Source organism: uncultured Clostridium sp., assembly GCF_934754925.1.
In the GTDB taxonomy this organism is placed as follows: domain Bacteria; phylum Bacillota; class Clostridia; order Clostridiales; family Clostridiaceae; genus Clostridium.
On sequence record NZ_CAKVJA010000025.1, the window covers coordinates 25114 to 38892 of the forward strand.

Below are 13779 nucleotides of genomic sequence, written 5' to 3' on the forward strand. Positions count from 1 at the left end.
AAAAATTCAAAATTACTTAGAACATAACTCTATAGCTTTCTTTAAATCAATATTTCCTGAATATAATGCTTTTCCTATAATTACACCATATAAATCTAAATCATTAAGCTTTTTAATATCATAATAATCTCTAACTCCACCAGATGCTGTAATATTAACTGATACATACTTTCTAAGTTGCTTAACCATAGATATATTAGTCCCCTCTAAGGTTCCATCTTTACTTATATCAGTTAGAATTATATTTTTAACCCCTATTTCTTCCATTCTCTTGCAAAAGCCTATATAATGTGCATCACTTTCTTCACGCCATCCCTTTGTACATATATACCCACCTTTACAATCGACCCCAACTGCAATTTTTTCTCCAAAATCTTTTACAACTCTAGAAATTAAATCTTCATCTTCTAAAGCTGATGTACCTAAAATAACTCTACTAACACCATGATTAATTAACTCTTCAACTTCTTTATACTTTCTAATGCCTCCACCAACTTCTATTGGAATAGTAAGTTCTTTAAGTAAATTAAATATTATTTTTTTATTTACTAACTTTCCCTTTTTAGCACCATCTAAATCTACTAAGTGAATATATTTTGCTCCATCCTTTTCAAAACATTTTGCTATATTAAGTATGTCATCCCCTACAACTTCTTTTTTCCTATAATCACCTTGATATAATCTAACTGCCTTCCCCCCAATTATATCTATTGCTGGAATTATAATCATTTTATTACCTCCCCAAAATTCTTAAGTATCCTAAGCCCTGTTTCACCACTTTTCTCTGGATGAAATTGAGTTCCATAGACATTATCATTGCAAACTATTGAAGGAATTTTAATTCCACCATAATTTGAAAATCCTATTAAATTTTTATCTTTTACATTGGTTGCAACATAGCTATGTACATAATATACAAAACTATTCTCTTCTAACCCCTTAATTAAATCATTTTTGTTACTATATTCTAATCTATTCCATCCTATATGGGGTATTTTCACCTTTTCTGTAGGCGCTAGAAGCTTAACCTCTCCATCTATAAATCCTAATCCATCACAAATACCATTTTCATATCCCTTTTTAAATATCATTTGCATTCCTAAGCATATACCTAATAGTGGTGTTCCACTATTAACTTTATCTTTTATAACATCACTTAATCCTGTGTTATTAAGGTTATACATAGCCTTATTAAAAGCTCCAACCCCTGGTAGAATTAATTTATCTGCAGATCGTATTTCTGATATTTCATTAGATATCTTTGAAGGTATATTTAAATACTTTAATGCATTATAAACATTTTTCAAATTTCCCATACCATAGTCAACAATAATAATCATTCTACTTTTCAACTCCTAACAGGTTTACTTTAAATATCTATATACATCCTTTAGATGATGGTATTGTATTTGTTTCTACTTTTATAGCATCTTTTAATGCTCTACCAAATGCTTTAAAAACACCTTCAATTTTATGATGATCATTCTCTCCATATAATACTTTTATATGGAGAGTTATTTCTGCATTAAATGCAAGTGCTCTAAAAAACTCCTGAACCATTTCTACAGAAAACTTTCCTATGCTTTCACGCTTAAAATCCCCTTCAAAATGTAAAAACGCTCTTCCACTAATATCTAAAGAAACCATTATTAAAGCTTCATCCATGGGAATAAAAACTGTACTATATCTCTTTATTCCTTTTTTATCTCCTAATGCCTCCTTTAAACACCTACCTATACAAATCCCAGTATCTTCAATTAAATGGTGATCACATACATCTAAATCTCCATTAGCTTCTAAGTTAATATCAATGTTACTATGAAAGGCCATTAATGTTAGCATATGATTAAAAAAACCTATTTCTGTTTTAATATTACTAATTCCATCACCATCTAAGTTAATATCTAAGCTTATATTAGTTTCTTTCGTATCTCTTTTAATTTGTGATACTCTTATCATATTCTTCCTCCACACTTAACACAGCTTTTTCTATCACATTAACAATTAAGTCATTTTCCAATGCTGATCCAATACTTATTCTAAAACTATCATCATTAAAATATCTAATTAATATTCCTTTATCCTCTAATAATCTTTTTATATCATCTTTTTTAGTAAATCGACCAAAAATAAAATTGGCCTTAGATTTATAAAATGTTATTTTATTATCACTTATCTTCTCTATACGCTTTAAATTTTCATATAATTTTTCTCTTTCGTAGACTACTTCTTCTACGTTCTTAAGTATTTTTTCAGGATGCCTTAAAATATTACATGCTACAACTTGCGAAAATGAATTTAAATTATATGGAACTTTACTTTTATTTAATTCTTTTATTAATTCTTTATTAGCAATTAAAAAACCTACTCTTAAAGCTGCCAATCCCCATGCCTTAGATAATGTTCTAGTTACTACTAAATTTTTATATTCTTCTATATACTGAATCATACTTTGTCCATAAAATTCATAATAAGCTTCATCAACAACTACTAAACTCTCCTTAAAAGAATCTAATATATATAGTATGTCATCATTACTAACTACATGCCCTGTTGGATTATTAGGATTAGAAAATATTATTATCTTTGGAGATACCTTTTTACCAAAGTTAATAAATTTATTAACAGAAAAAGATCCATCCTCTTCCGTATTATATTTTTTTATTACTCCATCACTAATAGATGTATAAAAATCATACATTGAAAAGTCTGGATTTATAGTTAGTACAACTTTTTTTCTAGCAATTTGAGAACTTATAATTAAAGAAATCATTTCATCCGAACCATTTCCAGCTATTAAATTCTCTTTACCTACTCCAATTACTTTTGCATATACTTCTCTTAACTCATTACACTCACTATCTGGATATCTATTAAACTTTAACCTTTTAATATCCTCTATTACACCTTTTACTTCATCATCACTTATATTTTTATAGCTTTCATTTGCATTTACTCTTATCCCTATCTCCCTACTTATCACATTATTATAACTATTTATCTTCTTCATTATCTAATCTTACCTTTATTGAATTTGCATGAGCAGTTAAACCTTCTTCATTTGCAAATCTAATTATCTTTTTTCCATCTCTTTTTACTGCTTTTTGTGAATAATATAGGAATGATGATTTTTTTATAAATGTATCTACTGATAGTGGTGATGAAAATTTTGCAGTACCACCAGTTGGTAATACATGATTGGTTCCTCCAAAATAGTCACCTATAGGTTCTGGAGTATATTCTCCTAAAAATACTGAACCAGCACTTTTAACCTGTTCTAAATATTCTATAGGATTATCTATTAAAAGTTCTAAATGTTCCGGTGCTATTAAATTAGCTACCTCAATACTTTTTTCTATAGAATTACAAATTATTATTTTTCCAAATTTATTAAGTGAATTTTTTATTATATCTCTTCTATTTAATCCTTTTATTTGCACTTTAATCTCTTCATTAACTTTTTCTGCTAGTTCCTTAGATGTTGTAATTAATATGGATGATGCTAATTCATCATGTTCCGCTTGAGACATTAAATCTGCTGCAATATATTTAGGATTTGCTTTTTCATCTGCAACAATTAAGATTTCACTAGGTCCAGCTACCATGTCAATTCCAACATCACCATAGACCTGTCTCTTAGCCTCAGCTACAAAAGCATTACCTGGACCAACAATCATAGAAACATTTTCAACACTTTCAGTTCCATAAGTTAACGCAGCTATTGCCTGTGCTCCCCCTAACTTATAAATTTTATTTATTCCACATAACTTAGCTGCAACTAATATTTGCTTATTAATTTTTCCATCTTTATTTGGCGGTGTAACTAATACTATTTCTTTTACTCCTGCAACTTGTGCTGGAATTGCATTCATTAAAACTGATGAAGGATATGCTGCTTTTCCGCCTGGAACATATATAGCTACACTATCCATAGGTATTAACCTTTGTCCCATATAAATTCCTAGTTCCTTTTGGTATATATAGCTTGTCTTTTTTTGTTTCTCATGATATTTTTTAATGTTTTCAATACTTTCTTTTAATATTTCTATAAATTCTAAATCACACTGATTATAAGCCTTATCTATTTCTTCCTCTTCCACCTTAAACTTCTCAATATATACTTTATCAAAATCTAAGGTATAATCCCTTAAAGCCTTATCTCCATAAGACCTTACATTTTTAATTATATCCTCTACACCTTTTCTTATATTCAAAGTATTACTTCGTTTTTTTATTATTGATACAATATCACTTATATTTTTATTGTTTAATTCTATTATGTCCATCATATTAACTTGCCCCCTTTAGTTTTATATAATAAACATTAACTTTTACATGCTATTCTTATTCTATCTATAACTTCATTTATTTCATTTCTTTTTAATTTAAAACTCGACTTATTAACAATAACCCTTGAGCTTATATCACAAATTTCATCAACAACAATTAATCCATTTTCCTTTAATGTTGTTCCAGTTTCCATTATATCTACTATCCCCTCGCTAATACCTAATATAGGTGCAAGTTCTACTGATCCTTCAATTTTTATTATCTCAACATCCATCCCTTTTGCTTCAAAATAATTCTTAGAAACATTAGGATACTTACTACCTATTTTTATATGTCCTATCTTATTAAAAATATTAGTATTTGGTAGTGTTGCCACTATAAATTTGCACTTTCCTATCCCCAAGTCTAAAACTTCATAATAGTTTTCACCTTTTTCTAATAATGTATCTTTACCTACTATAGCTATGTCAGCAACTCCATGTTCTACATATGTCACTGCATCGTTAGCCTTTACTAAAAAGTATTTTATTTCTTCCTTAGTATCTTCAAAGACTAATTTTCTCCCCTTATCCTTCAATTGCTCAATTCCAAAGCCTGCTTTTTCAAATATTTTTACTGCATCTTTTTCTATTCTACCCTTGGTAAGTGCTATACTAATCAAATTAAATCACCTACTTTTCCCCTTTATATATAACCTCCAGATATTCACCATCTCTTGTTTTCTCTATTAATTCTTTTAGTTTTAATAAATAATTACTTTTATTTAGTACAATAGGTCTTCTATCAATATCTTTATTATATTCGCAAGAATCAATTAGCAAATTTACATCTACTGAAAATCCAATTGCTGAAGTTTTTCTTCCAAAGTTCTCTAATAGCCTATTATATCTTCCTCCCCTTAAAACAGTTGATCCTATTCCTGAAACATACCCTTTAAAAATGATACCTGAATAGTAATTTACTCTTGGAACCATGCTCATATCCACTGATATATATTTTTCATATCCTAACTCTCTTAAATTTAAAAATATCTTCTCTAAATATAAAATATTCTCCTTAACTATATTATTAAAAGCTAACTTTTTAGCCTTTTCTATCATATCGTATCCGCCAAAAAGCCATGGCAAAGTAGTTAAAAACTCTTTATATTCATCTCTAATTTTTAAATTTTCCAAATAATCCCTTAAATTTATTAGACTTTTTTTATTAATAAGAGTAATTATATTTTCTTTATCTTCTTCTCTTAAGTTCATTTCATCAATTGCAGACCTTAAGATATTTACATCTCCAATCTCTAACTTAAAATTTTCCTTTGTATTCAATGATTTTAATACTTCTAGTGCTGTTACTAAAATTTCCAAATCTATTATTTCTCCGTCTCCACCAATTAGTTCAATTCCACAATCTAAATATTCATTTCTTTTTCCCTCTAAACTTTCATGAACTCTAAATACATTTGCTGTATAAAAAAGCTTTAAAGGTAAAGTCATATCTTTTAATTTAGTATTTATCATTCTTGCTACAGGTACTGTCATATCTGGTCTTAATACCAGTATACTCCCACTTTTATCAAAAAATTTATACATTTCCTCTTCTTTTAAACTTTGAGTTTTATGATTAAAAATTTTATAATACTCTACTGTAGGTGTTGCTATTTCCCCATATCCCCACTTTTCAAATACACCTGTTATAGTTTTAATAATTACATTTCTTTTTTTACATTCATCAATAGTAAAATCTCTAGTTCCTTCTGGTACTATATTCTTAATTTTAACCGCCCCCTTTAGCACTTTAAAGTATTAAAGTTAATAATAATATACTATTTATGGTTTTATTTGTCAATTAATATTTATCATATTTTATTACCTTCTTTTAGTAAAATATAACTTTTATTCTTATTTTATTATCTATTTTTTTTATATTTCATAACAATTAATATTTTATTATAACTTTAAATAAAAATAAGCTAGATACTAAAAAGTAACTAGCTTATTTTTATTTCAATTTTTTATTTTTATTTTATTGCATTATCTATTTCTTCTACCATTATCATTGTTGAAGTAAATCCACCTGTTGCTGTGTACCAAATATTTGGATTTAGGTATACTATATTATCATTTTTATATACATCTGTTTTTTTCATTAATTCATTTTCAAATAATTCCTTAGCTGAAGTTGTTCCTCCTACTATAGCAGCTCTATCTACTACAAATAAGTATTGTGGATTTTTTTCTACAATATATTCAAATGAAGCTTTTTGCCCATGAGTTGACGCTTCTATAGTTTCATCAACAGGAGTTACTCCAAAACTATTATGAATTATTCCAAATCTTGATTCTGCACCATATACACTGAATGAACCATCATTAGCTAATGTTATAAGTCCATTAACGTTCTTTTCTGTAACCTTTGCATTTAATTCTTCTATTGCTTCTGTTATAGCTGTAAGTTCTTTTTCAACAGCTTTTTCTTTACCAAATATTTCACCTAATTTATTCATATTTTCTGAAAACGACTCTAAATAATTTTCATTATTTACACCTAAATGTATTGTTGGTGCAATTTTACTTAACTCTTCATAATAATCAGCTTGTCTTCCTGAAATTATTATTAAATCTGGAGTTAATTCAAATACCTTTTCCATATTAGGTTCCTTTAAAGATCCAACACTTGAATAATCTTCACTTTCAAACTTGCTTAAGTGTTCTGGAAGCCCATCTTGAACTAAACCAACTATTCCTTCAACCTCTAACTTATCTAATGAGTCTAAAATTCCATAATCAAATACTACTACTCTTTTAGGATTCTTATTAACAGTTGTTTCACCAAGTTCATGGCTTACTACTAGTGTTTCTTCTCCACTATTTCCTTCTGCTCCTGCAAATTTTGTAATTACAAATACCCCAAAAACTACTACCAATAAAACTACTATTGATATAATTGTTTTTTTCTTCATTATTATCCACCTCTTTATATAAAATTTAATTTTTAATCGTATAATATTGATATTCATTATCAATATTATTTTATTTAATAGGCAAATTTTTTAAATTTGCCACTAATAACTTATTTATTAGAAATATACACATATATTTCTATTGTTGATATTTTCAATATGGAAATCTATTTCGTAAATATTTTCCAATTCTTCTTTTTGTATAGTTTCCTCAGTAACTCCATCCTTTACAATCTTTCCATCCTTTAGAGCTACTATATAATCTGAATAACAAGATGCAAAATTAATATCATGTATTACTATTACAACTGTCTTATTTAATTCATCACAAAGCTTTCTTAATGTTTTCATAATTTCAACTGAATGCTTCATATCTAGATTATTTAAAGGCTCATCTAAAAATATATAATCACTATTTTGAGCTATTACCATTGCAATATATGCTCTTTGTCTTTGACCTCCACTTAATTCATCTAAATATCTATCTTCAAACTCCTTAAGTTGCATATAATTAATTGCTTCATCTATATATTTATAATCCTCTTCTTTCAAATTTCCCTGTGAATGCGGAAATCTTCCAAAGCTAACTAACTCTCTAATTGTTAACCTAATATTAATATTGTTTGATTGTCTCAAAATCGCTATTTTTTTAGCTAACTCTTTATTGTCCCATTTTAATATATCTTTACCATCCACTAAAACTTCTCCAGAATCTCTCTTTAAAAGTCTACTCATTATTGAAAGAAGAGTACTTTTACCTGCTCCATTTGGTCCTATGAAAGAAGTTATTTTTCCTTCTTGAATACTTAAAGATACATTGTCTACTACTTTTTTATTACCATAAGTTTTAGTTATATTCTTTACTTCTATCATCTATTTCTCTCCTTCATTACTAAGTAAATGAAATAAATTCCTCCAACAAAATTAATTATTACACTTACCGAAACACCAAAATTCATTAACTGCTCAACTAATAACTGTCCGCCTATTAAGGCAACTACACTAATTAATATAGTTGCAACACCTAAAACGCTATGTTTATAACTTGATATAAGTTGTCTTGCAATATTTACTACAAGTAATCCTAAAAATGTTATAGGACCAACTAAAGCTGTAGCTACTGATGTTAATAAAACTACTACTATTAACATTTTTTTCACTATTTTGTCATAATCTACACCTAGGTTTATCGCTTCATCTCTTCCTAATGCCATAACATCTAATATTTTTAAATAATCATAAACATACCCTATACAAATAATTATTACTATACTTGATATAAATAATAAATCTGTATTTATATTGTTAAAGCTAGCTTGCATTTTATCCTGCACCATTTGGAATTCTACTGGATCAATTAAAACCTGCATAAATGTAGTTAAACTTTCAAACAAAGTCCCACATACTACACCTACTAATAGTAATGTAAATATATTTTTACTTCCTTTTTTAAATATAAACTTATACATCAAACTTGAAAATAAAAGCATTGATGCTATTGTAATTATAAAATTTATATTTCCATCACTCATTATTACTGAAGATGAACCTAATAAAAATACTACAGATGTTTGTAACAATACATATAATGAATCTATTCCTAAAATACTAGGTGTTAATATTCTATTATTTGTTACAGTTTGAAATATTAACGATGAGAACCCTATTGCTCCGCCTGTTAATATCATTGCATATATTTTAGGAATTCTTCTATATAAAGCATACTTAAAGTTAATACTATTTACTCCAATAAATAAAAATGAACATATTAATACTAAAGCTAATATTGATAAAATAAATATACTTTTTTTATCTTTAGTCTTCATTTCTTGTCCCCCTTATTATCATATAAAGGAAAATTATACTTCCAATTACTCCAACAGTTAAGCTTATTGACATTTCAAATGGGAATATTATTATTCTTCCTAAAATATCGCAAGCAAGTAAGAATATAGGCCCCAATAAAGCTGTGTGGTATAATGTTTTCTTTAAGTTATCTCCACTATATAAACTTACTATATTAGGAATAATAAGTCCTAAGAAAGGTATATTACCAACAGTTATAATTGTTACTGCACATATTAATGAAACTATTGCTAGTCCTACATTTACTACGAAATTATAATTAAGACCTAAATTAATGGCAAAGTCTTCTCCCATCCCTACTATAGTAAATTTATTAGCATATAAAAATGCTATTATTACCATTGGAATGCTTAAATAAAGTAATTCATAACTTCCCTTCATTATTAATGACATATCCCCTTCCATCCAAGATGAAATATTTTGAACTAAATCATATTTATAAGCAAAAAAAGTAGTAATTGATCCAATTATCTTACCTAGCATCATTCCTATTAAAGGTACAAAAACTATATTTTTTATTTTTATAGCTTTTATCATTTTCATAAATAAAACTGTTCCTAACCCAGCAAAAACAAATGATACAATCATCTTTTCCATGGTTTTAGCATTAGGTATTATCATCATACAAAATAATATTCCTAACTTCGCAAAATCTGCCGTAGCAGCTGTGGTTGGTGAAACAAATTTATTTTTACTGATTTGTTGCATTATAAGCCCACTTATACTTAAACCCATCCCTGCAACTAATATGGCTACCAATCTCGGAACTCTACTTACAAGTAATATATGTATTTTATCTATATTGAATGTTAATATATCATTTATACTTATACTTGATACACCAATAAATACCGATGCAATTGATAATATTATCAATATAATAAATAAATATCTCTTTTTCATCTGTTATCCCCCATAATTTATTATCTTTAAAATTAAATCTAACAAAAAATACTTTTATTGATATTAATTATCATTTTCCTTTGATTATATTATCATTAATATATTCCTTTGTCTACACATTTTTATATTTTTTCTAATTTAATATTCTTTTGGAAAAATAATAGTAACAATGTAAACGAATACTCTTCTGTAATCACAAAAAATTTCTTATGTAAAATACCATTTATTTAACAAATTACTTTATTAATCCTTACTTCCCAATACATAAATAATAAAGGTATTCTTTTTATTTAAATAACCTTTTTGGCTTGTTTCCCTACTTTTTTATAGGTTATTAAAAACTTTTTTTGCACAATATAATAATGTAAAGTAAATAATTACTTTATAAAATAATTTTTCAAAATTTAGGAGGGACTTTAAATGGCACAAAAATTAGTACCTGAAGCAAAAAATGGTTTATCAAAATTTAAAACTGAAGTAGCAAATGAAATGGGAGTTCCTTTTACAGATTACAATGGAAATCTTACTTCAAAGCAATGTGGTAGCGTTGGTGGCGAAATGGTTAAAAGAATGGTAGAACAATATGAACAAAGCATTAAATAAAATTAAATAAAGAAAATAGAAAGAATCCTTATATTTTGTAAGGATTCTTTCTATTTTCTTACTTTTTGTAAAATTTATAAATTTAACTTATATGTATTGTTATTTTTTTAACTATCTATGTGTGATTTTATTTTTTTTTTACATTTTGTTAAAAATAATATTTTTTTCTACAATATCATTCCCTATTTTCTATACATCCCCTTTGATTATGGAGTAATACTATGTTATTATATTTAAGGAATTAAATCACTATAAATAATTGCAACTAAAATTTTTCTATTTTATGCTTGAAAATTATAAAATTTAGTGATATAGTTTAAATATGCCATTGTTAAATAATAATTATTATTACTTAATTCTAATTATTGTTTAACTTTAAATGACATTACTTATGTAATAATTTTAAGAAAAGAGGCGCTATATATGAGAGAAGAATGGAACGATTTCAAAACAGGTTCATGGACAAAAAGTGTTGACGTAAGAAACTTTATTCAAACTAACTATACTCCATACGAAGGTGATGATAGTTTCTTAGCTGGAGCTACTGAAGCTACAAACAAACTTTGGGCTGAAGTTAGTGAATTATTCAAAAAAGAAAGAGAAAATGGTGGAGTTTTAGATGTAGATACAGAAACTATATCTGGAATCAATGAATATAACCCTGGTTATATTGACCAAGCTTTTGAAAAAATCGTTGGTGTACAAACTGATGCTCCATTAAAAAGAGCTGTAATGCCATACGGTGGTATTAGAATGGCTGAAAATGCTGCTAAAGCTTATGGATATGAAGTAAGCCCAAGAATTTCTGAAATATTCAGCAAATATAGAAAAACTCACAACCAAGGTGTTTTCGATGCTTATACTACAGAAATGAGATTAGCTAGAAAATCTGGTGTTATCACTGGTCTTCCAGATGCTTACGGTAGAGGAAGAATCATAGGTGACTACAGAAGAGTTGCTTTATATGGTGTTGATAGATTAATACAAGATAAAGAACAACAAAAATTAAGCTTAGAAGTTAAGACAATTGATGAAGATGTAATCAGATTAAGAGAAGAAATATCTGATCAAATTCTTGCATTAAAAGAATTAAAGGGATTAGCTGCTAGCTATGGATTCGATATATCTCAACCAGCTACTAACGCTAAAGAAGCTATCCAATGGTTATACTTTGGATTCTTAGGAGCTATTAAAGACCAAAATGGTGCTGCAATGTCTCTAGGAAGAACTTCTACTTTCTTAGATATCTACATTGAAAGAGATTTAAGAAATGGTGTTATTACTGAAGAAGAAGCTCAAGAATTAATGGATCACTTCGTAATGAAGTTAAGATTAGTTAAATTCTTAAGAACTCCAGAATACAACGATTTATTCTCAGGAGATCCTACTTGGGTTACTGAATCAATCGGTGGTATGGGATTAGATGGTAGAACTTTAGTTACTAAGAACTCTTTCAGAGTACTTAACACATTATATACTTTAGGACCATCACCAGAACCAAACTTAACTGTTTTATGGTCAACTAGATTACCTCAAGGATTTAAAGATTTCTGTTCTAAGGTTTCTATTGATACAAGCTCAGTTCAATACGAAAATGATGATTTAATGGCTCCATACTGGGGAGATGACTATGCTATCGCTTGTTGTGTATCTGCAATGAGAGTTGGTAAGCAAATGCAATTCTTCGGTGCTAGAGTTAACTTAGCTAAAACTTTACTTTACGCTATAAACGGTGGTAAAGATGAGAAATATGGAATGCAAGTTGGACCTAAAACTGCTCCATTAACTGGTGAATACTTAGATTACAACGAAGTTATGGAAAGATTTGATGTTATGACTGATTGGTTAGCTAACCTTTATGTTAATACATTAAATGTTATCCACTACATGCACGATAAATATTCTTATGAAAAATTACAAATGGCTTTACATGATAGAGATGTATTCAGAACTATGGCTTGTGGTATAGCTGGTTTATCAGTTTGTGCTGACTCTATTTCTGCAATCAAATATGCTAAAGTTAAGCCAATAAGAAACGAAGAAGGTATTGCTATCGACTTCGAAGTTGAAGGTGACTTCCCTAAATACGGAAACGATGATGATAGAGTTGACGAAATCGCTGCTTGGTTAGTTGAAAGCATGATGAATAAGATCAGACAAAACAAGACTTATAGAAATGCTTACCACACTCAATCAGTATTAACAATTACTTCAAACGTTGTTTACGGTAAGAAGACTGGTACTACTCCATGTGGAAGAAAAGCTGGAGAACCATTTGCACCAGGAGCTAACCCAATGCACGGAAGAGACTGTAGCGGATCATTAGCATCATTAAACTCAGTTGCTAAGATTCCTTACGAACATTCACAAGATGGTGTTTCTAATACATTCTCAATTGTTCCAGATGCATTAGGAAAAACACCTGAAAACAGAATCCATAACTTAGGTACTATGATGGATGGATACTTCTCTCAAGGTGCTCAACACTTAAACGTAAATGTATTTAATAGAGAAACTTTATTAGATGCTATGGAACACCCAGAAGAATATCCACAATTAACTATCAGAGTTTCTGGATATGCTGTTAACTTCATTAAATTAACAAGAGAACAACAATTAGACGTTATAAACAGAACATTCCACAAATCAATGTAATCAGTTTATAATATTAAATAGAGAGCTTATTGCAAATGCAATAAGCTCTTATTTAATTATGAATAATTAATCATATCTTAACTGAAATTTCTTCTATTCTAACTATTCTCACATTTATTTTTACTACCATATTAACATTTAACTTTTTATAAATATATATAGGATTACTAGTTTCTATTTTCTGTTTTCCACTTCTATATAAATAGCTTATACCATTATAAACTCTATAATTTAGTGCTTGATTTTTTATAGCTACTACTACTTCTTCTTCATCTTCAACTTACGCAGAAATATAGGCATTAATAATTTCTGGCAAATCTCTCTCTAAAATAATTTCATCTTTTTTTATTTATAACTTCTATTTCAATAAATCCATTAAGGGGTATCCTTTTAGTTTTATGTTTCAACTCTCCACTTATAGTTATAGTTCCATTTTCATCAATAACTCCTAATTCATTATCTACAGTTTCATATACTATACTCTTATATACCCATGAATTAAAAGC

13 protein-coding genes are annotated in these 13779 nt (G+C 27.9%); 2 read left to right on the forward strand and 11 right to left on the reverse strand.

Translation table 11 applies throughout. The annotated features are described in order from the left end of the window. Nucleotides 1-12 precede the first annotated feature (12 nt). The 11 genes from hisA to Q0G30_RS09280 all read right to left on the reverse strand — a co-directional run bounded on the left by hisA (nucleotide 13) and on the right by Q0G30_RS09280 (nucleotide 10015). Nucleotides 13-729 (reverse strand): 1-(5-phosphoribosyl)-5-[(5-phosphoribosylamino)methylideneamino]imidazole-4-carboxamide isomerase, encoded by a 717-nt coding sequence (gene hisA / locus Q0G30_RS09230; protein WP_294389133.1) that lies wholly within the window; start codon nucleotides 727-729, stop codon nucleotides 13-15. Then, complete coding sequence (hisH, locus tag Q0G30_RS09235) at nucleotides 726-1340, reverse strand: imidazole glycerol phosphate synthase subunit HisH (protein WP_294389135.1); 615 nt, start codon at nucleotides 1338-1340, stop codon at nucleotides 726-728. The genes hisA and hisH overlap by 4 nt, the downstream gene beginning before the upstream one ends. A 37-nt stretch (nucleotides 1341-1377) precedes the next feature. Then, nucleotides 1378-1959, reverse strand: coding sequence for an imidazoleglycerol-phosphate dehydratase HisB (gene hisB, locus Q0G30_RS09240; RefSeq protein WP_294389137.1), 582 nt, complete (start codon nucleotides 1957-1959; stop codon nucleotides 1378-1380). Further along, nucleotides 1937-3010, reverse strand: coding sequence for a histidinol-phosphate transaminase (gene hisC / locus Q0G30_RS09245; protein WP_294389139.1), 1074 nt, complete (start codon nucleotides 3008-3010; stop codon nucleotides 1937-1939). Before hisC ends, hisB begins: the two co-directional genes overlap by 23 nt. Next, nucleotides 2994-4289 carry a histidinol dehydrogenase gene (hisD, locus tag Q0G30_RS09250; protein ID WP_294389141.1) on the reverse strand — a complete coding sequence of 432 codons (1296 nt, stop codon included), beginning with the start codon at nucleotides 4287-4289 and terminating at the stop codon, nucleotides 2994-2996. The genes hisC and hisD overlap by 17 nt, the downstream gene beginning before the upstream one ends. Nucleotides 4290-4324: 35 nt before the next feature. Continuing rightward, entirely contained in the window at nucleotides 4325-4951 is a 627-nt protein-coding gene (gene hisG, locus Q0G30_RS09255; protein WP_294135247.1) for an ATP phosphoribosyltransferase, read from the reverse strand. A gap of 10 nt (nucleotides 4952-4961) precedes the next feature. Further along, nucleotides 4962-6080: an ATP phosphoribosyltransferase regulatory subunit gene (hisZ, locus tag Q0G30_RS09260; RefSeq protein ID WP_294389143.1), complete on the reverse strand. Its 1119-nt coding sequence runs from the start codon at nucleotides 6078-6080 to the stop codon at nucleotides 4962-4964. Nucleotides 6081-6304: 224 nt separating this feature from the next. Then, a complete protein-coding gene (locus Q0G30_RS09265; protein ID WP_294389145.1) occupies nucleotides 6305-7246 on the reverse strand; it encodes a siderophore ABC transporter substrate-binding protein in 942 nt (313 codons plus the stop codon). A 117-nt stretch (nucleotides 7247-7363) separates the two neighbouring features. After that, nucleotides 7364-8119 (reverse strand): ABC transporter ATP-binding protein, encoded by a 756-nt coding sequence (locus Q0G30_RS09270; RefSeq protein ID WP_195468170.1) that lies wholly within the window; start codon nucleotides 8117-8119, stop codon nucleotides 7364-7366. Next, nucleotides 8116-9072 (reverse strand): iron chelate uptake ABC transporter family permease subunit, encoded by a 957-nt coding sequence (locus Q0G30_RS09275; RefSeq protein ID WP_294135239.1) that lies wholly within the window; start codon nucleotides 9070-9072, stop codon nucleotides 8116-8118. The genes Q0G30_RS09270 and Q0G30_RS09275 overlap by 4 nt, the downstream gene beginning before the upstream one ends. Continuing rightward, the gene (locus Q0G30_RS09280) at nucleotides 9062-10015 is read right to left on the reverse strand and encodes an iron chelate uptake ABC transporter family permease subunit (protein WP_195468168.1); all 954 of its coding nucleotides are present in this window, start codon (nucleotides 10013-10015) and stop codon (nucleotides 9062-9064) included. The genes Q0G30_RS09275 and Q0G30_RS09280 overlap by 11 nt, the downstream gene beginning before the upstream one ends. 420 nt (nucleotides 10016-10435) lie before the next feature. On the opposite strand from Q0G30_RS09280, the gene Q0G30_RS09285 reads away from it, so the two are divergent. Both Q0G30_RS09285 and pflB read left to right on the forward strand, forming a co-directional pair. Beyond that, complete coding sequence (locus Q0G30_RS09285) at nucleotides 10436-10618, forward strand: alpha/beta-type small acid-soluble spore protein (protein WP_294135235.1); 183 nt, start codon at nucleotides 10436-10438, stop codon at nucleotides 10616-10618. A gap of 423 nt (nucleotides 10619-11041) precedes the next feature. Further along, a complete protein-coding gene (gene pflB, locus Q0G30_RS09290) occupies nucleotides 11042-13273 on the forward strand; it encodes a formate C-acetyltransferase (RefSeq protein ID WP_294389147.1) in 2232 nt (743 codons plus the stop codon). Nucleotides 13274-13779: the final 506 nt, after the last annotated feature.

Bases quoted from the DNA above. Each gene is read 5' to 3' on its own strand.
- Q0G30_RS09275 (WP_294135239.1), bottom strand. From the start codon at position 9,072: ATGAAGACTAAAGATAAAAAAAGTATATTTATTTTATCAATATTAGCT.
- hisB (WP_294389137.1), bottom strand. From the start codon at position 1,959: ATGATAAGAGTATCACAAATTAAAAGAGATACGAAAGAAACTAATATA.
- hisD (WP_294389141.1), bottom strand. From the start codon at position 4,289: ATGATGGACATAATAGAATTAAACAATAAAAATATAAGTGATATTGTA.
- Q0G30_RS09280 (WP_195468168.1), bottom strand. From the start codon at position 10,015: ATGAAAAAGAGATATTTATTTATTATATTGATAATATTATCAATTGCA.
- hisC (WP_294389139.1), bottom strand. From the start codon at position 3,010: ATGAAGAAGATAAATAGTTATAATAATGTGATAAGTAGGGAGATAGGG.
- pflB (WP_294389147.1), top strand. From the start codon at position 11,042: ATGAGAGAAGAATGGAACGATTTCAAAACAGGTTCATGGACAAAAAGT.
- hisH (WP_294389135.1), bottom strand. From the start codon at position 1,340: ATGATTATTATTGTTGACTATGGTATGGGAAATTTGAAAAATGTTTAT.
- Q0G30_RS09270 (WP_195468170.1), bottom strand. From the start codon at position 8,119: ATGATAGAAGTAAAGAATATAACTAAAACTTATGGTAATAAAAAAGTA.
- Q0G30_RS09285 (WP_294135235.1), top strand. From the start codon at position 10,436: ATGGCACAAAAATTAGTACCTGAAGCAAAAAATGGTTTATCAAAATTT.
- Q0G30_RS09265 (WP_294389145.1), bottom strand. From the start codon at position 7,246: ATGAAGAAAAAAACAATTATATCAATAGTAGTTTTATTGGTAGTAGTT.
- hisA (WP_294389133.1), bottom strand. From the start codon at position 729: ATGATTATAATTCCAGCAATAGATATAATTGGGGGGAAGGCAGTTAGA.